Consider the following 24,612-nt stretch of genomic DNA (forward strand, 5'->3'; position numbering starts at 1 on the left):
GGACCACGCACCATGACCGATCCGATACCCCCGGCCGTCCGCCTCCGTGACGCCGTCGCCTCGCGCGGCGGCCGGCCGGTGCTGCGCGGCGTCGACCTCACCGTCCGCCCCGGAGAGGTGGTCGCCCTGCTCGGCGCCAACGGCTCCGGCAAGTCGACCACCGTCAAGGCCGTCATCGGCTCCGTCCCGCTGGGGCAGGGCACCCTGGAGCTGTTCGGCACCCCGTACGGCTCCTTCCGCGCCTGGCACCGGATCGGGTACGTCCCGCAGCGCACCACCGCCGCCTCCGGCGTCCCCGCCACCGTGCGCGAGGTGGTCTCCACCGGACGGCTGCCGCAGCACCGGCTGCTGCCCTTCCGCCGCAAGGACCGCGAGGCCGTGGACCGCGCGCTGTCCGCCGTCGGCATGCTGGAGCGGGCCGCGGACGGCGTCGCCGACCTGTCCGGCGGCCAGCAGCAGCGGGTGCTGATCGCCCGCGCCCTGGTCGGCTCCCCCGACCTGCTGATCATGGACGAGCCGATGGCCGGCGTGGACGCCGCCAGCCAGCAGGTGCTGGCCGACACCCTGCGCGCCGAGGTCGCCCGCGGCGCCTCCGTCCTGCTCGTCCTGCACGAACTCGGGCCCCTGGAACCGCTGATCGACCGCGCCGTGGTGCTGCGGGACGGCTGCGTCGCCCACGACGGCCCGCCGGTCCCCAACACCGGACTACACGCGCTGCCCGGCCACGACCACGTCCACCCGCACGCCGACCTGACCCCGCCGAGGCTGCTCGCATGACCGAGATGCTGTCCTACGACTTCATGCAGCGCGCCCTGCTCGCCGCCGTCCTGGTCGGGATCACCGCCCCGGCCGTCGGCATCTACCTGGTGCAGCGCCGCCAGGCCCTGATGGGCGACGGCATGGGCCACGTCGCGCTGACCGGCGTCGGCCTCGGCTTCATCTTCCAGACCAGCCCGGTCTGGATGGCCGTGCTGGTCTGCGTGCTCGGCGCCGTCACCATGGAGCTGGTCCGCTCGCGCGGCAACCAGCGCGGCGACATCGCCCTCGCGATGCTCTTCTACGGCGGCATGGCCTGCGGCAAGCTGCTGGTCTCGATGTCCGCCCAGGCCGGGTCCGGCTCGCTGGAGAGCTATCTGTGGGGCTCGATCCTCACCGTCGCCCCCGCCGACCTGGCCACCATCGCGGCGCTCGGCGCGGTGGTCATCGCGGTCACCGTCGGCCTGCGCCGCCAGCTCTTCGCGATCTGCCAGGACGAGGACTTCGCCCGGGTCACCGGGGTGCCGGTGCGCACCCTCAACCTGCTGCTCGCGGTGATGGCCGCGGTCACCGTCACGGTCGCCATGCGGGTGGTCGGACTGCTGCTGGTCAGCGCCCTGATGGTGGTCCCGGTGGTCGCCGCCCAGCAGCTCACCCGGTCCTTCGCCGCCACCCAGGCCGCCTCGATCGCGCTCGGCGTGATCGTCTCGCTGGCCGGCGTCACCGGCTCCTACCACCTCGACGTGCCCTCCGGCCCGGCCATCGTGCTGCTCGCCATCGCGGTCTTCGCGGTGTTCAGCCTGCTCGCCGCCCCGCTCGCCCGGCGGCGCCACCGCGGCGCGGCCGAGCACGGCCCGAAGGTCTGCGACGTCGAACTGCCCGAGCAGGCCGCCGTCGAACAGTCGGACACGGGCACCCCTGAGCGGGGGGCCGGGCTGGCACAATGATGTGCGAGACGCCCAAGACCCCAGGAGGACCCACGGTGACCACCGCAGGCCCGTCGCCGCGCGCCCGCTCGACCCGGCAGCGTGCCGCCGTCTCGGCGGCCCTGGACGAGATCGCGGACTTCCGCAGCGCCCAGGAGCTCCACGACCTGCTCAAGCACCGCGGGGACTCCGTCGGTCTGACCACGGTGTACCGCACGCTCCAATCGCTCGCGGACGCCGGTGAGGTCGACGTGCTGCGCACCGCCGACGGCGAGGCGGTCTACCGCCGGTGCAGCAGCGGGCACCACCACCACCTGGTGTGCCGGCACTGCGGCGCCACCGTCGAGGTGGAGGGCCCCGCGGTGGAGCGCTGGGCCAACTCGGTCGCCGCCGAACACGGTTTCAGCGACATCGCGCACACCCTGGAGATCTTCGGGACCTGCGCGGAGTGCGCCAAGAAGATGTGAGCCCAGGCCCGTACGCGACGGGCTCGTACGACGAAGAGGACCCACCGGGAACTGCCCGGTGGGTCCTTTCCGTTGCGCGTACGGCCGTCAGCGCGGCGACGGCAGCGCGCCGACCTCGTTCGGGATCGCCCCGCCGAAGCGCCGGTCGCGCATCGCGTACTGCTCGCAGGCCCGCCACAGGTCGCGGCGGTCGAAGTCCGGCCAGAGCACGTCCTGGAACACGAACTCGGCGTAAGCCGACTGCCAGAGCAGGAAGTTGGAGGTGCGCTGCTCGCCGCTGGGGCGCAGGAACAGGTCCACGTCCGGCATGTCCGGGTGGTACATGTACTTGGCCAGGGTCTTCTCGTTGACCTTCTTCGGGTCGAGCTTCCCGGCCGCGACGTCCTGGGCGATCGCCTGCGCCGCGTCGGCGAGTTCGGCCCGGCCGCCGTAGTTGACGCACATGTAGAGCGTGACGGCGTCGTTGCCCTTGGTCTGCTCCTCGGCGACCTGGAGCTCCTGGACGACGCTCTTCCACAGCTTGGGCATCCGGCCCGCCCAGCGGATCCGCACGCCCATCGCGTCCATCTCGTCGCGGCGGCGGGCGATGACGTCCCGGTTGAAGTTCATCAGGAACTTCACCTCGTCGGGCGAGCGCTTCCAGTTCTCGGTGGAGAACGCGTACAGCGAGATGTTCTTGACCCCGAGCTCGATGGCGCCCTTGAGGACGTCCAGCACCACGGACTCGCCGACCTTGTGGCCCTCGGTGCGGGGCAGACCGCGCTCCTTGGCCCAACGGCCGTTGCCGTCCATCACGATGGCGACGTGCTGGGGGACCAGCTCGCCGGGGAGCTTCGGGGGCTGTGCGCCGCTGGGGTGCGGGGTCGGGGGGGCGTAGGCCCTCTGCTTGCCGCCGCCGAAGAGCCGTCGCGCTGCCATGTGCTCACTTCTCCACGTATCTCATCGAGCGGATGCCCCGCTCCAGGTGCCACTGGAGGTAGGCCGCGACCAGGCCGCTGCCCTCCCGCCAGTACCGGGGCTCGCAGGCGTCGGCCGTCCGCCAGTCCCCTGACAACAGCGCCCCGAGCAGTACCAGTGTCTCAGGGGAGGGTACGGCACATCCGGGTACTCGGCAGTCCCCGCAGAGCACCCCGCCCGCGGGGAGGGAGAAGAAACGGTTCGGCCCTTCCAGGCCGCATTTGGCGCAGTCGGTGAAGCTCGCGCCGTACCCGTTCACCGCGAGTGAGCGCAGCAGGAAGGCGTCCAGCACCAGGTGCGACTCGTGCAGCCCGGCCGCCAGCGTGCGCAGCCCGCCCACCAGCAGCAGGTACTGCTGGACGGCCGGCTCGCCCTCGTTCTCGGCGAAGCGCTCGGCCGTCTCCAGCATCGCGGTGCCGGCCGTGTACCGGCCGTAGTCGGTGACGATCGAGCCGCCGTACGGCGCGATGGTCTCCACCTGGGTGCAGAGCGGCAACCCGCGGCCGACCAGCTCACTCCCCCGACTGAAGAACTGGACGTCCACGTGCGAGAACGGCTCCAGGCGGGCGCCGAACTTGGACTTGGTCTTCCGCACCCCGCGCGCGACCGCCCGCACCTTGCCGTGGTGGCGGGTCAACAGGGTGATGATCCGATCGGCCTCGCCGAGCTTCTGCGCCCGCAGCACGACGCCGTCGTCCCGGAAAAGACTCATGGGGACCATTGTCCCCCACCCGCCCCCGGCGCCGGACAGCCGTGTTGCCCGCACCGGGGGCCGTGGGGGAGGCCGCTGCGGTGCGGGTCACGGCGGGCCCGGGTGGGGAGTCCTGGCCCGTTGTGGGGGATTCGGAGGTGGTCTGCGGGGTCTTCCGGGAGTGCTACTTGTACGGCGCCCTGGTCGCCGCCTCCAGCAGCGCGCCGACTCGGGCCTGCGGCAGGTCCAGGCAGCAGCCGACCGCGGCCAGCGCCTCCCGCTCCTGCGGCAGGTAGCGGCCGTCGGCCAGCGCGATCGCCGCGCCCTGGAGCAGCAGCCGCTCGCGCCCGGCGTGGGCCAGGTGCGGGGTGAGCGGTTCGAGCACCGCGTGCAGTTCCACGGCCAGTCCGCCGGACATCCCGTGGGCGTCGTAGAGTTCGCCGCCGAGGCCGGAGAGCGCGGCGAGCGCGGCCAGCACCTGGGCCTCGCCGCAGTCCTCGAACCCGGCCTCGCGCACCGTGGCGCAGGCCGCTTCGCGGGCCGCCCGGTGGGCGGTGCCGCCGGCCGCGAGCAGGGCCAGGGCGATGGTGTACTGGGCGTCGCGCAGCATCGAGCCGAGGCGCACGCTGGTGGGCTGCTCCAGGCTCTCGACGCCGTACCTGCCGTGGCAGCCGGTGCACTGGACGCTGCCGATCACCGGGCCGAGCGGGAGCACCGGGGTACCGAGCAACCGCAGCCACCGCCGGCCGTGCTGCCGGCGGTAGTTGCGGTCCCCGCCGCAGCCCGGGCAGAAGAAGTCACCGAGAACGTCAGTCCGCCACCGCGGGCGAACACCCCACAACCTGGTCACGGCGCCACTCCCCAGACATGGCAGGCGGCCTGCTCGACACTGGGCAGGTCACGCGACCGGACACCGAGCCGTCCCACCGACCCGGCTTTCCGGTGGGTCGATGTTGCCACGGTTACCGGCACGTGTCAGTACCTCGAACGGCTTCCGATTCGAAAAAATGTGGCGCAGGCCACAACGGCAGGTGGGGACGGCGAAGGGCCGCCCCGCGGGACGGCCCTTCGCATACCACCCGTTCGAATTAGCCGCGCTGCGAGCGGTTGACGGCGCTGATCATCGCCTTCAGCGAGGCCAGCACGGTGTTGCCGTCGATGCCGACGCCCCACAGCACCTTGCCGTCCACCGCGCACTCCACGTACGCGGCGGCCTGGGCGTCGCCGCCCTCGCTCAGCGCGTGCTCCGCGTAGTCCAGGACGCGTACGTCCACGCCGATCCGGGCCAGCGCGTCGGCGAAGGCCGAGACCGGGCCGTTGCCGGTACCGGTCAGGGTCACCGGGACGCCGTCCACCACGGCCTCGGCGGTCAGCGCGTCCCGGCCGTCCTCGGTGGTCAGGGTGCGCGAGCCGCTCAGCGAGATCCGGCCCCACGGGTTGCCGGTGGTCGGCAGGTACTCGTCCTCGAAGACCCCCCAGATCTCGGCCGGGCTGACCTCGCCGCCCTCGGCGTCGGTCTTGGCCTGGATGATCCGGGAGAACTCGATCTGCATCCGGCGCGGCAGGTCCAGCTTGTGGTCGTTCTTCAGCACGTACGCCACGCCGCCCTTGCCGGACTGGCTGTTGACCCGGATGACCGCCTCGTAGGTGCGGCCGACGTCCTTCGGGTCGATCGGCAGGTACGGCACGCCCCAGGTGTGCTCCGCCACCGGCACGCCCGCCGCCTTCGCGTCCGCCTCCAGGACGTCGAAGCCCTTCTTGATGGCGTCCTGGTGGGAGCCGGAGAAGGAGGTGTACACCAGGTCACCGGCGTACGGGTGGCGCGGGTGCACCTCCATCTGGTTGCAGTACTCGGCGGTGCGGCGCACCTCGTCGATGTCGGAGAAGTCGATCTGCGGGTCGATGCCCTGCGAGAACAGGTTCATCCCCAGCGTCACCAGGTCGACGTTGCCGGTCCGCTCGCCCTGCCCGAACAGGCAGCCCTCGATGCGGTCGGCGCCCGCCATGTAGGACAGCTCGGCGGAGGCGACGGCGGTGCCCCGGTCGTTGTGCGGGTGCACCGACAGGCAGACGAACTCGCGGCGGGACAGGTTGCGCGACATCCACTCGAACTGGTCGGCCTGGACGTTCGGGGTGGCCCGCTCGACGGTGGCCGGCAGGTTCAGGATGATCTCGCGGCCCTCCCCCGGCTGCCAGACGTCCATGACCGCCTCGCAGACCTCCAGCGCGAAGTCCAGCTCGGTGTCGACGAAGATCTCCGGCGAGTACTGGTAGCCGAAGACGGTGTCATCGCCCAGCAGCTTCTCCGCGTACTCCATCACCAGCCGGGTGCCCTCGGTGGCGATCGCCCTGGTGGCCGCCTTGTCGTTGCGGAACACCACCCGGCGGAACAGCGGCGCGGTCGCGTTGTACAGGTGGACGGTCGCCCGCGGGGCGCCGACCAGCGACTCCACGGTCTTCTCGATCAGCTCCTCGCGAGCCTGCGTCAGCACCGAGATGGTGACGTCCTCGGGGATCGCCCCCTCCTCGATCAGCGAGCGTACGAAGGCGTGGTCGGTGGCGCCGGAGGAGGGGAAGCCGACCTCGATCTCCTTGTAGCCCATCTTCACCAGCAGGTCGAACATCATCCGCTTGCGGGCCGGGGACATCGGGTCGATCAGCGCCTGGTTGCCGTCCCGCAGGTCGGTGGACAGCCAGCGCGGCGCCTTGGTGATCACCTGGGACGGCCAGCTGCGGTCCGGCAGGTCGACGGTGCCGAACGGCAGGTAGCGCCCGTACCGCATGCCCGAGGGCCGCTGGCGCACCGCGGCGGCGGTGATCGGGGTGGGGCGGTCCACGAAGGGGCGGCCGGCGGGGATGGCGGAGGCGGGGATCTGCTCGGTCATGGAGGTGACTCGGCTTCCTGTGATGCGTGGTGCGGGCGGGTCGGGGATGGTCGTCACCCGGTTCGACACCGGATGGACACCGACTGGCCGGCTTCGGCTGCGGCTCGCGCTACACCGTCGGATCGCCGATCGCGCGCACAGCTCGTTCCCCGCGGCGAGGGTGCCGGCCCCAGTGGACTACAGGCCCTCGACGCGGCAGCTAAGAAGAAGCAGCCCGTTGCGCATGATGGCCCCAGCGTAACCCAGCCCCGCGCGCCCCCGAAGTGATCCGGGCTTCCGTTCCACTCCTTGAGACGCGGCCCGTCGTGCAAAAGGTGGTGACAACCGGTCATCGAGGCCTCACCCTGGGCCACATGACTGCCGCAGTAGCGATCTGCACGATCGTCCCGCCGTACGTCCTGGACCACCTCGCCGAGGCCGGTCACGAACCCGCCGTCCACTCCCTGGCCCTCGACGCCGCGCACCGCGCGGCCCGCATCGCCCCGCCCCCGGCCGTCGCCGGCGTCGCCGGCCTCAGCCGGGTGGTCTACGACAGCGGCCACGGCCAGCGACTGCCCGGCCGCACCGTGCGCACCGAGGGGCAGGGCGCCTCCTCCGACGCCTCCGTCAACCACGCCTACGACGGCCTCGGCGCCACCTTCGCGCTCTACGCCGACGTCTTCGGCCGGCACTCCATCGACGACCGGAACCTGCGGCTGGACGCCAGCGTCCACTACGGCCGCCGGTACGACAACGCCTTCTGGAACGGCCGGCAGATGGTGTTCGGCGACGGCGACAACGTGGTGTTCGGCGACTTCACCGCCTGCATCGACGTCATCGGCCACGAACTCACCCACGGCGTCACCCAGTTCACCGCCGGCCTGGACTACCAGGACCAGCCCGGCGCGCTCAACGAGTCGGTCTCCGACGTCTTCGGCTCGCTGGTCAAGCAGTACGCGCTGCGCCAGGCCTCCGCCGACGCCGACTGGCTGATCGGCGCCGGGCTGCTCGCCCCGGGCGTCCAGGGTGTGGCGCTGCGCTCGATGAAGGCGCCCGGCACCGCCTACGACGACCCGCAGCTCGGCAAGGACCCGCAGCCCGCGCACATGCGGGACTACGTGGACACCCCCCAGGACAACGGCGGGGTGCACATCAACTCCGGCATCCCCAACCACGCGTTCTACCTGCTGGCCACCGCGCTCGGCGGCTCGGCCTGGGAGCGCGCGGGGCGGATCTGGTACGACGCGCTGACCGGGGGCGCGCTGGCCGCCGACGCCGACTTCACCGCCTTCGCCCGGGCCACCGTGGCCGCCGCGAAGGCCCGCTACCCCGGCGACCAGTCGGTCGCGGACACCGTCACGGCCTCCTGGGCGCAGGTCGGCGTCAGCCCGGGGTGACGATCGCCCGGCCGGGCCCCGGACGCCACCGGGGCCCGGCCGAAGGGCGGTTGAGGCCGGGTTGAGGCCGGGTTGAGACGGGCTTGAGGTCACGGTCCGGGAAAACCCCGGCAAAACGCCTCCCCTGGTAGCACCATGGGCACCATGCGCATCCAGGTGACCCGGACCGGCGGCTTCGCGGGGATCGTCCGCCAGGCGGAGATCGACACCGCCGACCGCACGGACGCCCCGCACGTCCACGCCCTCGCCCGCGAGGCCGTCGCGGGCGGGCTGCGCGCGCCCTCGTACGGGGTGCCGGACGGCTTCCACTACGAGATCACCGTCGACGGCCGGACGGTGTACTGCGCCGACCCGAAGCTCAGCGACTCGCAGCGCGAGCTGGTCTCCCTGGTGCTGCGCGAAGGCGCCTAGCCCCAGGGAGACCATCAACTCCCTTGCGGGAGGGGACGGTTCAGAAGCCCAGCTTGCGCAGCTGCTTCGGGTCGCGCTGCCAGTCCTTGGCGACCTTGACGTGCAGGTCCAGGTAGACCGGCGTGCCGAGCAGCGCCTCGATGTGCTTGCGGGCGGTGGTGCCGACGTGCTTGAGCCGCGAGCCCTTGGCGCCGATCACGATCGCCTTCTGGCTCTGCCGCTCGATGTAGACGTTGGCGTGGATGTCCAGCAGCGGACGGTCCGCCGGGCGGCCCTCGCGCGGGAGCATCTCCTCGACCACGACGGCCAGCGAGTGCGGCAGTTCGTCCCGCACGCCCTCCAGCGCGGCCTCGCGGATCAGCTCGGCGACCATGATCTGCTCGGGCTCGTCGGTGAGGTCGCCCTCCGGGTAGAGCTGGTCGCCCTCCGGCAGCAGCTTGGTGAGCAGGTCCGCGACCAGCTCGACCTGCTTGTCGCCCACCGCGGAGACCGGGATGATCTCGGCCCACTCGAAGCCCAGCTCGATGCCGAGCTGGTGGATGGCGATGAGCTGCTCGGCCAGGCGCTTGGAGTCGACCAGGTCGGTCTTGGTGACGATGGCGACCTTCGGGGTCTTCTTGATCCCGGCGATCTCCTTGGCGATGAACTTGTCGCCGGGGCCGATCTTCTGGTCGGCGGGAAGGCAGAAGCCGATCACGTCGACCTCGGCCCAGGTGGTGCGGACCAGGTCGTTGAGGCGCTCGCCGAGCAGGGTGCGGGGCTTGTGCAGACCGGGGGTGTCGACCAGCACGAGCTGGGCGTCGGGGCGGTGCACGATGCCGCGAACGGTGTGCCGGGTGGTCTGCGGGCGGTCGGAGGTGATCGCGACCTTCGTCCCCACCAGGGCGTTGGTCAGGGTCGACTTGCCCGCGTTGGGCCGGCCGACGAAGCACGCGAACCCGGAGCGGTACGAGGAGGAAGGGGCATTCATGGGCTCCATTCTCCCTGATCACCGGAGCCCCGCCGTCCCGACCCACCCCCGGGGGCTCCCGGGGGGCCGGTCAGCCCTTCTTGGCGCCCTTGCCGGCCTTGCCCGCGCCGCCCCCGGTGGGGATCAGCGAGACCACCACCAGCACCAGCAGGAAGCCGAGCGAGCCGTACAGCCAGAGGTCCGACCCGGTCTCCTGCCACTTCCCCAGCCCCATCACGAACAGCAGCAGCCCGGCGAAGAACGCCACCGCCCCCATGCCCCCAGCCCCCTCACCGAGTCCACTCCCCCGGTGAGATTATCTGCCGGACGGTGGCGGGGACCATGCCCTACGGACAGGGCCCCCCCAGGCCCCCGCCCAGCCTCCCGCCGGGGGCCTCAGCGCGCCTCGGCGGCCACCCGCAGCGTCCCGTCCGGGCCCGCCAGCAGCACCGGCGTCCCGGCCCCGCCCAGGTCCCGCACGGCCGCCAGGTCCTCCGCGGCCGGCTGCTCCGCCTCGCTGACCACGGCCGCCGCCTCCAGCGACTTGGCGCCGCTGGCCACCGCCATCGCCACCGCCGTGCGCAGCGCGCTCAGCCGGAGCGACTCCAGCGCGACCGTCCCGGCCACATAGGTGCGCCCGGTCTCGTCACGCACCGCGGCCCCCTCGGCCACGCCGTTGCGGGCGCGGGCCGAGCGGGCCAGGGTGATGATCTTCTTGTCTTCGGGGTCGAGCTCGACGATGTCACTCATGCCGCCGAGCTTAGGGCCTGCCTCAGTGGCCGACCGGATGGGTCCGCCCACGGTTCGGGTTGAGGAGCCTGACGAAGGTCTTCGCCGAACCGGACGGCATCTCCTCCTCGTGCGAGATCCGCTTGCGCCAGAACGGGTTGTCGTGCGGCAGATGGCTGCTCACCCTGCCGTACATCCCGAAGGTCGTCACGACGATCCCGAAGACGAACGCGAACAGCACGTTCGACATCCGGAAGTTCAGGATGTTCGCGTCCGGCCGCCCGAGCACCGTCAGGCCGTAGAAACCGGACAGCACGAACAGCACGCCCACCGCCATGTTGAGGTTGGACGCGAAGTTCCCGCCGATCACCGCCCCGAGCACCAGGACCGCGCCCGCCACGATGGACAGGATGCTCAGCGCCCCGTTGGTCGACAGCCCGGCGATCCGGTCCCCGTGGGTGGCCAGGAACCCGGGATGGTCGGCCAGCCCCAGGATCCCGAACACGATCAGGAAGATCCCCCCGAGACCCGCCCCGATCCGCCACACCATGGCCAGGCGGCGGTCGACGGGCGGCAGAGTGTCTTGCAGCTTCATGGCGACCTCCAGAGCTCACGCCCCAGCAGTACGGGTCTAGCTGTACGGATGGGTCCCCTGCATGTGCGGTGTCTCGTGCATGTAGAGCGAACCGCACTGCTGGCAACCCCGCAGCCCGGTGCCCCACTCCTCCTCGGGCCGCGTCTCGGCGTCGTCGGACATCGTCCGGCCGCAGAGCGCCACCGACAGGTCCTCGTCCCGCACCACGTGCCAGGACTTGACTCCGCCGGCCGCCCCCTGCGGGCCGTACTCCGCGCGAAGTTTGTGCGTCATGCCCTCCATGGTCGCTCGGCGACCGCGCACCCGCTACTCGCCCGCCGACTCCCCGGCTCCCCCGGCCGCCCGCACCGGCGAGGCGACCATCGAACCGATCCGGTTGCGCCGGCCCGCCGAGGACTCGGCGGTCAGCAGGATCCCGGTCAGCCCGCCCTCGACCGGCTCCGGCAGCGGGATCTCGCAGGACGAACCGGGGATCGGCACCCGGCCCAGGTGCTTGGCCAGCAGGCCGCCCACCGTCTCGACGTCCTCGTCCTCCAGCTCGATGCCGAACAGCTCGCCCAGATCCTCCACCAGCAACCGGGCGGTGATCCGGTACGAACCGTCCCCGAGGTCCTCCACCGGGGCGATCTCCCGGTCGTACTCGTCGGTGATCTCGCCGACGATCTCCTCCAGGATGTCCTCGATGGTGACCAGGCCCGCCGTGCCGCCGTACTCGTCGATCACGATCGCCACGTGCGAACGGCGCTGCTGCATCTCCCGCAGCAGGTCGCCGGCCGCCTTGGAGTCCGGCACGAACACGGCCGGGCGCATCACCGCGCCGACCTCCTCGGCCTCCGCCTCCCGGTTGATGTGGGTACGGCGCACCAGGTCCTTGAGGTAGACGATGCCGACCACGTCGTCCTCGTTGTCGCCGACCACCGGGATCCGCGAGAAGCCCGAGCGCAGCGCCAGGGTCAGCGCCTGCCGGACCGTCTTGTGCCGCTCGATCATCACCAGGTCGGTGCGGGGCACCATCACCTCGCGCACGATGGTGTCGCCCAACTCGAAGACCGAGTGCACCATCCGGCGCTCCTCGTCCTCGATCAGGTCGTCCTTCTCGGCGAGGTCCACCAGCGCCCGCAGCTCCGCCTCCGAGGCGAACGGCCCCTCCGGGTACCCCTTGCCCGGGGTCAGCGCGTTGCCCAGCAGGATCAGCAGCCGCGGGATCGGCCCCAGCACCGCCGCCAGCGGCAGCAGCACGAAGGAGGCCGCCGTCGCCGCGGTGAGCGGGTGCTGGCGCCCGATCGTGCGCGGCGAGACCCCCACCGCCACGAAGGACACCAGCACCATCACGCCGAACGCCAACAGCACGGCCTGCCACGTCGGATGGAGGTTGCGCACGCACACCGCGGTGACCAGGACGGCCGCCGCCATCTCGCTGGCCACCCGGATCAGGGTGGCCAGGTTGAGGTAGGTGATCGGGTCGGAGGCGACGATCAGCATCCGCGCGGCACCACGCCGCCCGCTGCGCACCGCCTCCTCCGCCCGGAACCGGGAGACCCGGGAGACACCCGCCTCGGCGCACGCGGCCAGCCAGCCGAGCACGACGAGCAGCACGGCGCCGAGGATGAAGCTCGTACTCTCACCACTCACAGGGGTTCAGCGCTCCGCGCTCAGTGGGTGGTGGGGGCGGGCGAGAGGCCGCCGAGGCCGCGGCCGGCCCGCCAGTCGTCCAGGATGCGCTTCTGGAGGGCGAACATCTCCTCCTCTTCCTCCGGCTCCTCGTGGTCGTAGCCGAGGACGTGCAGCACGCCGTGCACGGTGAGCAGTTGCAGCTCCTCGTCCATCGAGTGCTTGGAGGGGGCCGCCTTGCCCTGCTGCTCGGCCACCTCGGGGCAGAGCACGATGTCGCCGAGCAGGCCCTGCGGCAGTTCCTCGCCCTCCTTGCCGGGACGCAGCTCGTCCATCGGGAAGGACATCACGTCGGTGGGCCCGGGCAGGTCCATCCACTGGATGTGCAGCTCCTCCATCGCCGCACCGTCCACCAGGATCACGGACAGTTCTGACTGCGGGTGGATCCGCATCTTGTCCAGTGCGAAGCGGGCGACGTCGAGGATGGCTTCCTCGTCGGCCTCCCAACCGGACTCGTTGGCGATGTCGATCGACATGAGGTGCTGTGTGCTCAGCTTTCGGTGCGATGGGACTGTCGGGGTGCTCGGGCTGCCGCGGCCTTGCCCGTCCGGCGCTGGGCCGGCTTGCGAGGCGCCGGGGAGAACTCCTCGGCCTCCTGGCGGGCGTCCCAGCGCTCGTAGGCGTCCACGATCCGGCCGACCAGCTTGTGGCGGACCACGTCGGTGCTGGTGAGGACGGAGAAGTGGATGTCGGGCACGTCGGCCAGGATCTCCTGGACGACCTTGAGGCCGCTGCGGGTGCCGCCCGGGAGGTCGATCTGGCTGGTGTCGCCGGTGACCACCACCCGGGAGTTGAACCCGAGACGGGTGAGGAACATCTTCATCTGCTCGGGCGAGGTGTTCTGGGCCTCGTCGAGGATGATGAAGGCGTCGTTGAGGGTGCGACCGCGCATGTACGCCAGCGGCGCGACCTCGATGGTGCCGGCCGCCATCAGGCGCGGGATGGAGTCCGGGTCCATCATGTCGTGCAGCGCGTCGTACAGCGGGCGCAGGTACGGGTCGATCTTCTCGTAGAGGGTGCCGGGCAGGAAGCCCAGCCGCTCCCCCGCCTCGACCGCCGGGCGGGTCAGGATGATCCGGTTGACCTCCTTGGCCTGGAGGGCCTGGACGGCCTTGGCCATCGCCAGGTAGGTCTTGCCGGTACCGGCCGGGCCGAGGCCGAAGACGATCGTGTGCTTGTCGATCGCCTCGACGTAGCGCTGCTGGTTGACGGTCTTCGGACGGATCGTCCGGCCCCGGTTGGACAGGATGTTCGCGGTGAACACCTGGGAGGGCGCCGGGCTGTCCGGGTCCTCCTGCTGGCCGCGGAGCATGGCGATGGAGCGCTCCACGGAGTCCTCCGTCAAGGGCTGGCCGGTGCGCAGCACCAGCATCATCTCGTTGAAGAGCCGCTGGACGAGGGCGACCTCGGCCCGGGCTCCGGTGGCGGTCACCTCGTTGCCGCGCACGTGGATGTCGGCGGCGGGGAAGCCCTGCTCGATCACGCGCAGCAGCGAGTCCGCGGCGCCGAGCAGGGTGACCATCGGGTGCTTCTCGGGGATGACGATCCGAGCGCTGACACGGCCGTCCTCGGCCGGTTCGGGGCGCGACTGTCCGTTCGTACGGGTCTGCGATGTGTCACTCATGGGTCGGCGCTGAGGCCTGCCTCATCCCATCCGTGGTGTCGTGTGCCGCTCGGTGTCTCCGGGGCACCAGGGTACGCCGCGAGCGTGATCGCCGGGGCGGGCGGCGGGGCCGCACCCGACGATGCTGCGGCAGATCGCGGTCCGGCGCGAGCCCTTTTCCATGGCGCTCCCCCGGCGGTTCACGCCGGGCGGCGGGGCGGAACCGGCACCCGGTCGAGGTCGGCGGCCAGCACCAGCTCCCCGTCGAAGTGCTTGCGGGCGTCGGCCAGGTGCTGGCCGAGGTCCGGGTAGCGCTGGGAGAAGTGGGTCAGCACCAGGGTGCGCACCCCGGCCTCGGCGGCGGCCTTGGCGGCCTGACCGGCGGTGAGGTGGCCGTGCTCCTCGGCGAGGCGGGCGTCGGCGTCGGTGAACGTCGCCTCGACGGCCAGCAGGTCGGCGCCCTCGGCGAGCCGGTGCACGCCCTCGCACATCCGGGTGTCCATCACGAAGGCGAACTTCTGGCCCGGCCGCGGCTCGCTGACCTGCTCCAGGGCGACGGTGCGGCCGTCCACCTCGATCGTGCCCTCGTGCTGGAGCCGGCCGACGGCGGGGCCGCGCACCCCGAACGCGGCGAGCCTCTCCGGCACCAGCCGGCGGCCGTCCGGCTCGGACAGCCGGTAGCCGAAGGACTCCACCGGGTGGTCCAGGCGGACGGCCTCCAGCGCGAAGCGGGCGCCGGGCGCGGGCAGCGCCCCCGGCTCGTCGATCGGCCGCGGCCGCAGCACGGCCGTCTCGTGGTAGGCGGTGGAGTGCCGCAGCCGCTCGAAGTAGACCTCGCCGGAGGCCGGGAAGTAGACGTCGACCGGGTGCGGGACCCGGTCGAGGTTGATCCGCTGGATCACCCCGGCCAGGCCCAGGCAGTGGTCCCCGTGGAAGTGGGTGACCGCGATCCGGGTGATCTGGGTCGCGGTGACCCCGGCGTGCAGCATCTGGCGCTGGGTGCCCTCGCCGGGGTCGAACAGCAGGCCCTCGCCGTCCCAGCGCAGCAGGTAGCCGTTGTGGTTGCGGTGCCGGGTGGGCACCTGGCTGGCGGTGCCGAGGACGACGAGTTCGCGCTGGGACACCCGGGATCAGACCATGCGCTCGGTCATCGGCTTGCCGCCGAGCACGTGGACGTGCGCGTGGAAGACGGTCTGCCCGGCGCCCGCACCGGTGTTGAAGATCAGCCGGTAGTCCTCGATGCCCTCGTCCCTGGCCACCGCGCCCGCCTCGGCGAGCAGTTCGGCGGCGATCTCCGGCTCGGCGACGGCCAGCGCGGCCGCGTCCGGGTGGTGGACGTGCGGGATCACCAGCACGTGCACGGGCGCCTTGGGGGCGATGTCGCGGAAGGCGAGGGTGCGCTCGGTCTTGCGCACCACCGTCGCCGGGATCTCGCCCGCCACGATCTTGCAGAACACACAGTCGGGCTGCGGCTCGCCGGCCATGACTCTCTCCTCGGGATCGGTACGTCGGATGTGGGGTGGGGCCCTACGGGCGCAGCCTAGCCGAGCCGGGCGACGGCCTGCTGGTACTCCTGGAGGTGCTTCCAACGCACCGCTCGCACGCCGACGACGTCGCCCTCGTCGGTGTCGTAGTCCTCGGTGAGCAGGTTGACCGCGAGGATCACGAAGCCGATCAGCCAGCGCCTGGTGAGCCGCCAGGTGTTGGGCCGCATCACGCCCTTGCGGCGCACCACCCGCATCGCCAGGATCCCCTTGCCGACGCTGAAGCCGGTCAGCCGGGCGAGCACCACCTGGTTGAGGAAGGACGCGCCGAGGCCGACCACCAGCAGCGCCACGAAGTACGGCACCGCCGGGCCGCCGCTCTGCACGGCGTGGCCGGCCACGTGCGTGGTCTTCGGCCGGCTCGCGGCGTTGGCGGCCACGAAGCCGAGGCCGATCGCGAACAGCCAGTCGAGCACGATCGCGAGGAAGCGCCGGCCGCCGCCCGCCTCCTTGGGGCAGGGCGGCAGCGCCGGGCCCTGCTTCCGGTAGGGGCCGGGGTACGGCTGCTGATAGCCCTGCGGCGCGTACGCCTGCGGCGGGTACGGCTGCGGCGCGTACCCCTGGTGCTGCTGCTGGTACGGCTGCGCCGGCGGGTACGGCTGCTGCTGGTAGGGCGGTTGCGGCTGCTGCCCGTATGGATTCCGGCCGTACTGCGGCGGCGGGTAGCCCTGCGCCATGTGATTCCCCCGTGAGCTGTGGATCAAGAAACAGCCCCGCATCCTACCCACGCAACCCGACACCGCCGGAGCGGGCGGTCGGCCCGCTCCGGCGGTACCGCTACTCCCAGGGCAGCGGCGGCGCCGTACGGGCCGGGGCCCCGGCCAACGCGGCCAGGGCGAGCCGGACGCCCTCGGACAGCTGCGGGTCCTCGCCGGCCGCCCAGTGGTGCGGGGCGAACGGCACCTCGACGTCCGGGTCGACGCCGTGGTTCTCCAGCCCCCAGCCGTAGTTCTCCACCCAGAACGCGTACTTGGGCTGGGTGACCAGGGTGCCGTCGACCAGCCGGTAGCGCATGTCGATGCCGATCACCCCGCCCCAGGTGCGCACGCCGACCACCGGGCCGATGCCGAGCGCCTGGACGGCGGCGTTGACCACGTCGCCGTCCGAGCCGGTGAACTCGTCGGCGAGCGCGACCACCGGGCCGCGCGGGGCGTCCTGCGGGTAGGGCACCGGGTGGTCGGTGTCCCGGGCGACGGCCCAGCCGACGATCCGGCGGGCCAGCTTCTCGATCACCAGTTGGGAGGTGTGGCCGCCCCGGTTGCCCCGGATGTCGACGACCAGGCCCTCCCGGGCCATCTCGGTGCTCAGGTCGCGGTGCAGCTGCGCCCAGCCGGCCGTCTGCATGTCGGGCACGTGGAGGTAGCCCAGCCGCCCGCCGGACAGCTCGCGCACCGCGGCCCGCCGCCCGGCCACCCAGTCGTGGTAGCGCAGCGGCTCCTCGTCGGCGAGCGGGACGACCACCGGGTGGCGGCGGTCGGTGCCGTCCTTCCCGGCCACGGTGAGCTCGACCGGCTGCCCGGCGGTGCCGGCCAGCAGCGGGGCCGGGCCGCTGACCGGGTCCACCGGGCGGCCGTTGACGGCGAGCACCGCGTCGCCCGGGCGGATCGCGGCGCCGGGCGCGGCCAGCGGCGAGCGGGCCCGGGGGTCGGAGGACTCCCCGGGCAGGATGCGGGCGATCCGCCACCGCTCGCCGTCCCGGACCAGGTCGGCGCCGAGCAGGCCCTGGCGCCGGGCGGGCTCGGTGTACCGGCCGTAGGGCAGCACGTAGGCGTGCGAGGTGCCGAGTTCGCCGTGCACCTCCCAGAGCAGGTCGACCAGTTCGTCGTGCGAGCCGACCCGCTCGACCAGCGGGCGGTAGCGCTCCAGCACCCCGGCCCAGTCGACGCCGGAGAGGTCGGGGCGCCAGTAGTTGTCCCGCATCAGCCGGCCGTTCTCGGCGTACATCTGCCGCCACTCGGCGGCCGGGTCGACGGTCACCCGCAGCCGGGCGAGGTCGACGGTGGTCTCCTCGTCGTCGCCGCCCTTGTGGTCGGCCGGCAGGACCCGCAGCTCGCCCTCGTCCAGCACGGCCACCCGGGTGCCGTCCCCGCTGACCGCGAAGTCGTCCAGACCGTGCACCAGTTGCTCGACCCGGCGCTTGCGCAGGTCGAAGCGCTCCAGCACCGGGCGGGGCCGGTCGTCGTCCAACGAGGCGGCCTCGTCGCCGAGTTCGCCCAGCAGCGGGGCCCTGGTCCAGAGCACGCCGTCCTTGGCGGCGGCCAACTCCTCGAAGCGGCCGCCCTGGACCGGGAAGGGGACGATCCGGTCGGCGATGCCGTCCAGGTCGACCTTGGTGGCCGGCGCGGCGTCGGCGCCCGCCTCCTCGCCGTCCGCCTTCCTGGCCTTCGGCTCGTCCTCCTCGCCGCCGAGCGGGCGCCCGGCCCGCTGCGGGCCGAACGGGGAGGGGGTGTCGGCGGCCAGTGTGACCAGGTAGGGGCGGCAGCCGTTCGGGAAGGCCAGGTCGAAGGCGTGGGCGTCGTAGACCGGATCGAAGTTGCGCACCGACAGGAAGGCCAGGTAGCGGCCGTCCGCGGTGAAGGCGGGCGAGGTGTCCAGGAAGCGCGGCTGGGTGACCTCGCCGACCGTCCGGGTGGCCAGGTTGGCCAGCACGATCTGGCGCAGCGAGAACGGGCCCATCCCGCGCGCCGGGCGCGACCAGGCCAGCCAGGCCGAGTCGGGGCTGAAGGCCAGCCCGGAGACCTCGCCGTCGGCGCTGCGGTCCAGCTCGTGCACGGCGCCGTCGGCCAGCGCGACCAGCAGCACCCGGCCGTCGTGCACGCCGACCGCGGCCTGCTTGCCGTCCGGGGAGACCACCAGCGAGTTGACCCGGCCGAGCTGCCCGGCGGCCAGCCGGCGGCGCTCGGCGCCGTGCGGGTCGGGGGCGAACTCCAGGGCGTCCTCGCCCTCGGCGTCGGACACCCAGAGCACGCCCTGGGCGCCGTCCTCGCCCGGCACCACCCGCACCAGGCGCCCCCGCACGCCGGGGGTTTCGTCCAGCACCCGGGCCGGGCCCTCGCGGTGGGTCAGCCAGTGCACGCCGCCGCGCACCACCACGGCGCTGCCCCGGCCGGTGCGGTCGGGGGCGACGGACTCCAGCCAGTGCGCGGCGGGCACCGGGCGGGGGCGGCGCCCGGCCCGCGGGCCGGCCAGCCGGACGTCCAGGCGGCGCGGTTCGGCGCCCTCCAGGTCGTCCAGCAGCCAGAGGTCCCCGGCCCGGTGGAAGACCACCCGGGTGCCGTCGGTGGTGGCGCCGCGGGCGTAGAAGCCGTCCGGGTCGGCGGTGTGGCGGCGCAGGTCGGTGCCGTCGGGGCGGCTGGACCACAGTTCGCCGACGCCCTCGTGGTCGGACAGGAACGCGATCCTCCCTCCTTGCCCGCCATCGGGCAGGAGGGGCCCAGCCACCCACAGCGGCGAGTCCAGCTGGCCGTCCAACTCCGCGTGGACGCGGGCGAATTCGTCCCGGCCGAGCCACAGCCGGCCGGCCCGTCCGCCCCGGTAGCGCTTCCACCAGGCCGGGTCGCGGCCGTTGACGCTGCTCAGCAGCACCCGGTCCCCGCCGGGCTCGAAGGCGAGGCCGCCGACCGGCCCGTACGGCAGCCGCCGCGGCTCGCCGCCGTCCAGCGGCACGGCGTGCGCCCAGGTGCGGCGGAGATCGGCCTCGCCAGCGCTGGTGGCGGCGATCGGGTCGCCGTCGGCGGTCCAGCCGAGCACCCGGGTCTGGTGGCTGCCCCAGTGGGTGAGCCGGCGGGACGGGCCGCCGTCCACCGGCACCACGTGCACCTCGGGGGCGCCGTCCCGGGTGGAGGTGAAGGCGAGGTGCCGGCCGTCCGGGGAGAACCGCGGGTGGTGGACCGGCAGGTGGTCGGCGGTCAGCCGCCAGGCCCGGCCGCCGTCCAGCGGGGCGAGCCAGAGGTCGTCCTCGGCGACGAAGGCGACCAGGTCGCCGTGCAGGTGGGGATGGCGGAGGTAGGCGTTCGGCGGGGTGCTCAGAGAGTCCGTCACCCGGCCAGCCTAGGCAGCCGCCGGTACGATCCGTGCCGGTTTTCGAAGACTCCCGGCGCTGCCCGCGAACGGCTGCTAGGGGGTGTCAGGACCAGCGGCCGGTGCGCCCCAGCAGCAGCGCGCCGGCGGCCACCCCGGCGGTGGAGGTGCGCAGCACCGAGGGGCCCAGCCGGTACGGCTTCGCGCCCGCCTCGGCGAAGGCGGCCAGCTCCTCCGGGGAGACCCCGCCCTCCGGGCCGACCACCAGCACGATGTCCCCGCTGTCGGGCAGCGCGGCGTGCGCCAGCGGCTCGGCGCCCTCCTCGTGCAGCACGGCCGCGAGCGCGGCCTGCGCCAGGAGGGGGGCCAGCTGCCGGGTGGTCATCGGCTCGCGCACCTCGGGGAAGCGCACCCGGCGGGACTGCTTTCCGGCCTCCCGGGCGGTGGCCCGCCACTTGGCGAGCGCCTTGGCGCCGCGCTCGCCCTTCCACTGGGTGATGCAGCGCGAGGCGGCCCACGGGACGACCACGTCCACGCCGACCTCGGTCATGGTCTCCACGGCCAGTTCGCCGCGGTCGCCCTTGGGCAGCGCCTGGACGACGACGATCCGCGGCGCGGGCTCCGGCTCCCGGCGCACGGCGGCGACCGTCACGTCGATCGCGTCCTTGCCGAGCACCTCGGCGACCGTGCCGTCCACACCGAGCCCCAGGCCGTCGGCCAGGGTCACCGCCTCGCCCGGCTCCAGCCGCTTCACCGCGGCCGCGTGCCGCCCCTCCGGGCCGTCCAGGCGCACCACGGCCCCGGGCACGGCGGTGGCGATCCGCTCGGTCTCGACGACGAAGACGGGCGCGGTCATGACGGGGAACCTCCGGGAGTGGGACGAGAACACGGGAGGGGTGCCGGGGGCGGGCCCATCGTGCGGGCCCTGCCCCCGGCACCCCTCCGCGGACGGCTACCGGCCGTTGAAGGCGTCCTTGAGACGCGAGAACAGGCCCTGCTGGCCCGGCGCGAACTGGCCGGACGGCCGCTCCTCGCCGCGCAGCACCGCGAGGCGGCGCAGCAGCTCCTCCTGCTCGGCGTCGAGCTTGCTGGGCGTCTTCACCTCGACGTGCACTATCAGGTCGCCGCGGCCGCCGCCGCGCAGGTGGGTGATGCCCCGGCCGTGCAGCGGGATCGACTGGCCGGACTGGGTGCCGGGCCGGATGTCGACCTCCTCCAGGCCGTCCAGGGTCTGGAGGGGCACCTGGGTGCCGAGCGCGGCCGCCGTCATCGGGATGGTGACGGTGCAGTGCAGGTCGTCCCCGCGCCGCTGGAAGATGTTGTGGGTGGTCTCGGCGATCTCGACGTACAGGTCGCCGGCCGGGCCGCCGCCGGGGCCGACCTCGCCCTCGCCGGCCAGCTGGATCCGGGTGCCGTTGTCGACACCGGCCGGGATCTTGACGGTCAGGGTGCGGCGGGCGCGCACGCGGCCGTCGCCGGCGCACTCCGGGCACGGGGTCGGCACCACGGTGCCGAAGCCCTGGCACTGCGGGCAGGGGCGGGAGGTCATGACCTGGCCCAGGAAGGACCGGGTGACCTGGGAGACCTCGCCCTTGCCGCGGCACATGTCACAGGTCTGCGCCGTGGTGCCGGGGGCCGCGCCCTCGCCACTGCAGGTAGTGCAGGTGACGGCGGTGTCGACCTGGAGTTCCTTGGTGGTGCCGAAGGCGGCCTCCTCCAGGGTGATCTCCAGCCGGATCATGGCGTCCTGGCCGCGGCGGGTGCGCGAGCGCGGGCCGCGCTGGCCGGCCGCGGCGCCGAAGAAGGCGTCCATGATGTCGGAGAAGCCGAAGCCCGCCGCGCCGGCGCCGAAGCCGCCCGCACCGCCGCCGCTCGGGGAGAGCGGGTCGCCGCCGAGGTCGTAGACCTGGCGCTTCTGCGGGTCGGAGAGCACCTCGTAGGCGGCGTTGATCTCCTTGAACCGCTCCTGCGTCTTCGGGTCCGGGTTGACGTCCGGGTGCAGTTCGCGCGCCAGGCGCCGGAACGCCTTCTTGATCTCGTCCTGCCCCGCATCCCGTCGGACGCCGAGTACCGCGTAGTAGTCCGTGGCCACCAAATGCTCCGCTTGTTCCGCCTGTAGTAGTGCTGCGACTGGTTGGCCCTCCGCGGAGGGCCGCTTGCTAGGACTCGGCCAGGATCTGGCCCACGTACCGTGCCACCGCCCGCACCGCCCCCATTGTGCCCGGGTAGTCCATCCGGGTCGGACCGATCACACCCAGTTTGGCCACGCTCTCGTCGCCCGAACCGTAGCCGACCGAAACGACCGAGGTGGAATTCAGCCCCTCGTACGCGTTCTCCCGGCCGATCCGGACCGTCATCGCGGCGTCCCCGGTCTCGCCCAGGAGGCGGAGCAGGATGACCTGCTCCTCCAGGGCCTCCAGCACCGGCTGGATGGTGAGCGGGAAGTCGTGTCCGAAGCGGGTCAGGTTGGCCGTGCCGGCCAGCATGATCCGCTCCTCGTTCTGCTCGGCGAGCGTCTCGAACAACGTCGCCAGGACCGTGCTCACGGTCGGCCGGTCGACCTGCTCGAACAGCGCCGGCAGCTCCTCCAGCAGCCCCGGGACGTCCGGGAGGCGCTGGTTGATGGCGCGTGCGTTGATCCGGCCGCGCAGGTCCGCCAGGAGCGTCTCACCGACCGTGCCGGGGCAGTCGACCATCCGCTGCTCGACCCGACCGGTGTTGGTGATCAGCACCAGCATCACCTTGGCCGGGGCCAGCGCCACCAGCTCGATGTGCCGGACGGTGGAGCGCGTCAGCGAGGGGTACTGCACCACCGCGACCTGCCGGGTCAGCTGGGCGAGCAGCCGCACCGTGCGGGCCACCACGTCGTCCAGGTCGACCGCGCCGTCCAGGAAGTGCCGGATGGCCCGGCGCTCGGGGGCGCTCATCGGCTTGATCTCCGCGAGCTTGTCGACGAAGAGGCGGTACCCCTTGTCGGTCGGGATGCGTCCGGCGCTGGTGTGCGGCTGGTGGATGTAGCCCTCCTCCTCCAGCGCCGCCATGTCGTTGCGCACGGTCGCCGGCGAGACCCCGAGGTTGTGCCGGTCCACCAGGGCCTTGGAGCCGACCGGCTCCTCGGTGCCCACGTAGTCCTGCACGATCGCGCGGAGCACGGCGAGCTTGCGTTCGTCCAGCTGGCGGACCTCACCGGCCATGGGGCACGCACCTCCGTCTTCGCACGTCGTCCGTCTGTATGCCTTGCTGCGGGCCGCTCCGAGAGGGCCCCGGCCTTGGCACTCTGAACGCCCGAGTGCCAGATCCGTACCTGCCAGTGTAAGGCCCGGGTCCTACGGCAGGAACGGCCCGACCGGGGTGATCCTCCCCGCAGTTCCGCACCGGCCCACGCGGGCCCGGCAGTTCGATCCTCCCGGCGCCGGGGTGGTGCCGGGAGGCCGTCCGGGTGGCAGCATCGAAAGCGACGGCGAACGGAGGAGCAAGCGATGTCGAGCTCGGGCCAGCACACCCGTTTCGCGCCCGACCGCGGCCTGACCGGCCGCATGGTCGCGACGATGTTCGTGATCGGGCTGCTGTACGTCGGTTTCACCGGCCTGCTGATCGCGCTGCTGCGCGGCGCCTGGCCACTGATCGTGCTGATCTCCGGCGGGCTGTTCGTGGCCCAGTTCTGGTTCAGCGACAAGATCACCGAGCGGGCGATGGGCGCCCACCAGGTGTCCCCGGAGCAGTTCCCCCAGCTGCACGGCACCGTCGACCGGCTCTGCGCGCTGGCCGACATGCCCAAACCGCGGGTGGCGGTCGCCGACAACGACATGCCGAACGCCTTCGCCACCGGCCGCAACCCGCAGAACGCGGTGGTCTGCGTGACCACCGGGCTGCTGCGCCGGCTGGAGCCGGAGGAACTGGAGGGCGTCCTCGCCCACGAGCTGTCGCACGTCGCCCACCGGGACGTCGCGGTGATGACGATCGCCGGGTTCCTCGGCGTCCTCGCCGGGGCGATGACCAGGATCGCGATGTACGGCGGATTCATGGGCGGCGGGCGCAACAACAACGACCAGAACGCGGCCATCCTGGCGCTGATCATCCCGCTGGTGTCGATCGTCGTCTACGCGATCAGCTTCCTGCTCACCCGGCTGCTGTCCCGCTACCGCGAGCTGGCCGCGGACCGGGCCGCCGCCCAGCTCACCGGCCGCCCCAGCTCGCTGGCCTCCGCGCTCACCAAGGTGACCGGGCAGATCGCGGCCATCCCCACCAAGGACCTGCGCAAGGCCCAGCCGTACAACGCCTTCTACTTCGCCCCCGCGCTGAGCGCCCGGGAGACCGCCTCGCAGCTGTTCTCCACCCACCCGACGCTGGAGAAGCGGCTGGAGCAGCTGGCGAAGATCTCCGAGCAGCTCGGCCGCTGAGCCGCTCGCGCACCGAAAGGACCGCCGTGGGATTCCTGGACACCCTGTTCGGCCGCAGCAAGCCCGTCAAGCCCGACCTGGACCAGCTGTTCGGCGTGCCGTCCGCCGCGCTCACCCTGGAGGCCGGGGCCGGATTCACCCCCACCGGGCTCGGCTCGGTCTGCTTCGCGGCCGTCGAGGGCGCGGCCTTCGTCCAGGTCGAGCAGCAGGTCCGGGCGCTGCTGGACGCCGACACCGAGCGCGGCGGCGTCCCGGTGGAGGCCTCCAAGGACGGCTACGGCTACTCCTGGCTGCTCGCCCGGCACCTGCCCGAGGAGCTGCCGGAGCTGGTGAACGACCTGCACGCCGTCAACAGCGAGCTGGAGGCGAACGGCTTCGGGCCGCAGCTGCTCTGCTCGCTGGTCGCCTTCCGACGGAACGAGGGGGGCGGCAGTCCGGAGGGGCAGTCGCTGGCCCTGGTCTACCTCTACAAGCGGGGTACTTTTTACCCCTTCGCCCCGATGCCGGGCGGCGGGGAGCGGCGCAACAGCCCGCTGGAACTCCAGGTCAACGCGATGCTGGCGAACGACCTGCGGCTGGAGAAGGACCTGAGCCGCTGGTTCCCGGTCTGGGGCGCGCCGGGCCTCTGACGC

At 72.6% G+C, this 24,612-nt stretch carries 26 protein-coding genes; 7 read left to right on the forward strand and 19 right to left on the reverse strand.

Annotated elements, in window-relative coordinates; translation table 11 throughout:
* The first annotated feature begins 12 nt into the window (after positions 1-12).
* Genes QWJ13_RS07190 through QWJ13_RS07200 form a run of 3 tightly spaced genes read left to right on the forward strand, consistent with a single transcriptional unit; the run spans position 13 to position 2,149 of the window.
* Positions 13-777, forward strand: a complete 765-nt coding sequence (locus QWJ13_RS07190) for a metal ABC transporter ATP-binding protein (protein WP_316521309.1) — start codon at positions 13-15, stop codon at positions 775-777.
* Entirely contained in the window at positions 774-1,703 is a 930-nt protein-coding gene (locus QWJ13_RS07195) for a metal ABC transporter permease (RefSeq protein WP_316521310.1), read from the forward strand. The genes QWJ13_RS07190 and QWJ13_RS07195 overlap by 4 nt, the downstream gene beginning before the upstream one ends.
* A gap of 35 nt (positions 1,704-1,738) precedes the next feature.
* Positions 1,739-2,149, forward strand: a complete 411-nt coding sequence (locus QWJ13_RS07200; protein WP_316521312.1) for a Fur family transcriptional regulator — start codon at positions 1,739-1,741, stop codon at positions 2,147-2,149.
* A gap of 87 nt (positions 2,150-2,236) precedes the next feature.
* Here QWJ13_RS07200 and QWJ13_RS07205 read toward each other — a convergent pair whose 3' ends face one another.
* From QWJ13_RS07205 to leuA, 4 genes are all read right to left on the reverse strand, one after another.
* Complete coding sequence (locus QWJ13_RS07205; protein WP_316521314.1) at positions 2,237-3,067, reverse strand: isoprenyl transferase; 831 nt, start codon at positions 3,065-3,067, stop codon at positions 2,237-2,239.
* A gap of 4 nt (positions 3,068-3,071) precedes the next feature.
* Complete coding sequence (gene recO / locus QWJ13_RS07210) at positions 3,072-3,818, reverse strand: DNA repair protein RecO (protein ID WP_316521316.1); 747 nt, start codon at positions 3,816-3,818, stop codon at positions 3,072-3,074.
* 163 nt (positions 3,819-3,981) lie between these two features.
* Positions 3,982-4,647, reverse strand: coding sequence for a TerB family tellurite resistance protein (locus tag QWJ13_RS07215; RefSeq protein WP_316521318.1), 666 nt, complete (start codon positions 4,645-4,647; stop codon positions 3,982-3,984).
* Positions 4,648-4,885: 238 nt separating this feature from the next.
* Positions 4,886-6,682 (reverse strand): 2-isopropylmalate synthase, encoded by a 1,797-nt coding sequence (gene leuA, locus QWJ13_RS07220; RefSeq protein ID WP_316521319.1) that lies wholly within the window; start codon positions 6,680-6,682, stop codon positions 4,886-4,888.
* Between the two features lie 353 nt (positions 6,683-7,035).
* On the opposite strand from leuA, the gene QWJ13_RS07225 reads away from it, so the two are divergent.
* Positions 7,036-8,058, forward strand: a complete 1,023-nt coding sequence (locus QWJ13_RS07225) for a M4 family metallopeptidase (RefSeq protein WP_316521321.1) — start codon at positions 7,036-7,038, stop codon at positions 8,056-8,058.
* Between the two features lie 144 nt (positions 8,059-8,202).
* A complete protein-coding gene (locus QWJ13_RS07230; protein WP_316521323.1) occupies positions 8,203-8,469 on the forward strand; it encodes a protealysin inhibitor emfourin in 267 nt (88 codons plus the stop codon).
* 40 nt (positions 8,470-8,509) lie between these two features.
* Here the strand turns inward: QWJ13_RS07230 and era are convergent, their stop codons facing one another.
* The 15 genes from era to hrcA form a co-directional block, all read right to left on the reverse strand.
* A complete protein-coding gene (era, locus tag QWJ13_RS07235; RefSeq protein WP_316521324.1) occupies positions 8,510-9,439 on the reverse strand; it encodes a GTPase Era in 930 nt (309 codons plus the stop codon).
* Positions 9,440-9,509: 70 nt separating this feature from the next.
* Positions 9,510-9,695, reverse strand: coding sequence for a hypothetical protein (locus tag QWJ13_RS07240; RefSeq protein ID WP_316521327.1), 186 nt, complete (start codon positions 9,693-9,695; stop codon positions 9,510-9,512).
* A 119-nt stretch (positions 9,696-9,814) separates the two neighbouring features.
* A complete protein-coding gene (locus tag QWJ13_RS07245) occupies positions 9,815-10,168 on the reverse strand; it encodes a cytidine deaminase (protein WP_316521330.1) in 354 nt (117 codons plus the stop codon).
* A 22-nt stretch (positions 10,169-10,190) separates the two neighbouring features.
* The gene (locus QWJ13_RS07250) at positions 10,191-10,742 is read right to left on the reverse strand and encodes a DUF4383 domain-containing protein (protein ID WP_316521333.1); all 552 of its coding nucleotides are present in this window, start codon (positions 10,740-10,742) and stop codon (positions 10,191-10,193) included.
* A 36-nt stretch (positions 10,743-10,778) separates the two neighbouring features.
* Positions 10,779-11,015, reverse strand: a complete 237-nt coding sequence (locus QWJ13_RS07255; RefSeq protein WP_316521335.1) for a hypothetical protein — start codon at positions 11,013-11,015, stop codon at positions 10,779-10,781.
* A gap of 33 nt (positions 11,016-11,048) precedes the next feature.
* Positions 11,049-12,374: a hemolysin family protein gene (locus QWJ13_RS07260; RefSeq protein WP_316521337.1), complete on the reverse strand. Its 1,326-nt coding sequence runs from the start codon at positions 12,372-12,374 to the stop codon at positions 11,049-11,051.
* Positions 12,375-12,394: 20 nt separating this feature from the next.
* On the reverse strand, positions 12,395-12,889 hold the full coding sequence (gene ybeY / locus QWJ13_RS07265) for an rRNA maturation RNase YbeY (RefSeq protein ID WP_316521340.1): 495 nt from the start codon (positions 12,887-12,889) through the stop codon (positions 12,395-12,397).
* A 14-nt stretch (positions 12,890-12,903) separates the two neighbouring features.
* Complete coding sequence (locus QWJ13_RS07270) at positions 12,904-13,935, reverse strand: PhoH family protein (RefSeq protein ID WP_316521723.1); 1,032 nt, start codon at positions 13,933-13,935, stop codon at positions 12,904-12,906.
* Positions 13,936-14,216: 281 nt separating this feature from the next.
* Positions 14,217-15,140 carry a ribonuclease Z gene (locus QWJ13_RS07275; RefSeq protein ID WP_316521343.1) on the reverse strand — a complete coding sequence of 308 codons (924 nt, stop codon included), beginning with the start codon at positions 15,138-15,140 and terminating at the stop codon, positions 14,217-14,219.
* Positions 15,141-15,146: 6 nt separating this feature from the next.
* Positions 15,147-15,500, reverse strand: a complete 354-nt coding sequence (locus QWJ13_RS07280; protein WP_316521345.1) for a histidine triad nucleotide-binding protein — start codon at positions 15,498-15,500, stop codon at positions 15,147-15,149.
* 56 nt (positions 15,501-15,556) lie between these two features.
* Complete coding sequence (locus QWJ13_RS07285) at positions 15,557-16,237, reverse strand: RDD family protein (RefSeq protein ID WP_316521348.1); 681 nt, start codon at positions 16,235-16,237, stop codon at positions 15,557-15,559.
* Between the two features lie 100 nt (positions 16,238-16,337).
* Positions 16,338-19,601: a S41 family peptidase gene (locus tag QWJ13_RS07290; protein ID WP_316521350.1), complete on the reverse strand. Its 3,264-nt coding sequence runs from the start codon at positions 19,599-19,601 to the stop codon at positions 16,338-16,340.
* 85 nt (positions 19,602-19,686) lie between these two features.
* Positions 19,687-20,436, reverse strand: coding sequence for a 16S rRNA (uracil(1498)-N(3))-methyltransferase (locus tag QWJ13_RS07295; protein ID WP_316521353.1), 750 nt, complete (start codon positions 20,434-20,436; stop codon positions 19,687-19,689).
* 96 nt (positions 20,437-20,532) lie between these two features.
* Positions 20,533-21,672: a molecular chaperone DnaJ gene (gene dnaJ / locus QWJ13_RS07300; protein ID WP_316521356.1), complete on the reverse strand. Its 1,140-nt coding sequence runs from the start codon at positions 21,670-21,672 to the stop codon at positions 20,533-20,535.
* Between the two features lie 67 nt (positions 21,673-21,739).
* Complete coding sequence (gene hrcA / locus QWJ13_RS07305) at positions 21,740-22,774, reverse strand: heat-inducible transcriptional repressor HrcA (RefSeq protein ID WP_316521357.1); 1,035 nt, start codon at positions 22,772-22,774, stop codon at positions 21,740-21,742.
* Positions 22,775-23,059: 285 nt separating this feature from the next.
* On the opposite strand from hrcA, the gene htpX reads away from it, so the two are divergent.
* Both htpX and pspAB read left to right on the forward strand, forming a co-directional pair.
* The gene (gene htpX, locus QWJ13_RS07310; RefSeq protein WP_316521358.1) at positions 23,060-23,980 is read left to right on the forward strand and encodes a zinc metalloprotease HtpX; all 921 of its coding nucleotides are present in this window, start codon (positions 23,060-23,062) and stop codon (positions 23,978-23,980) included.
* Positions 23,981-24,006: 26 nt separating this feature from the next.
* Positions 24,007-24,609: a PspA-associated protein PspAB gene (gene pspAB / locus QWJ13_RS07315; protein WP_316521359.1), complete on the forward strand. Its 603-nt coding sequence runs from the start codon at positions 24,007-24,009 to the stop codon at positions 24,607-24,609.
* The last annotated feature ends 3 nt before the right edge of the window (positions 24,610-24,612 follow it).

The sequence above is a fragment of the Kitasatospora brasiliensis genome (assembly GCF_032654805.1).
Classification (GTDB): Bacteria; Actinomycetota; Actinomycetes; order Streptomycetales; family Streptomycetaceae; genus Kitasatospora; species Kitasatospora brasiliensis.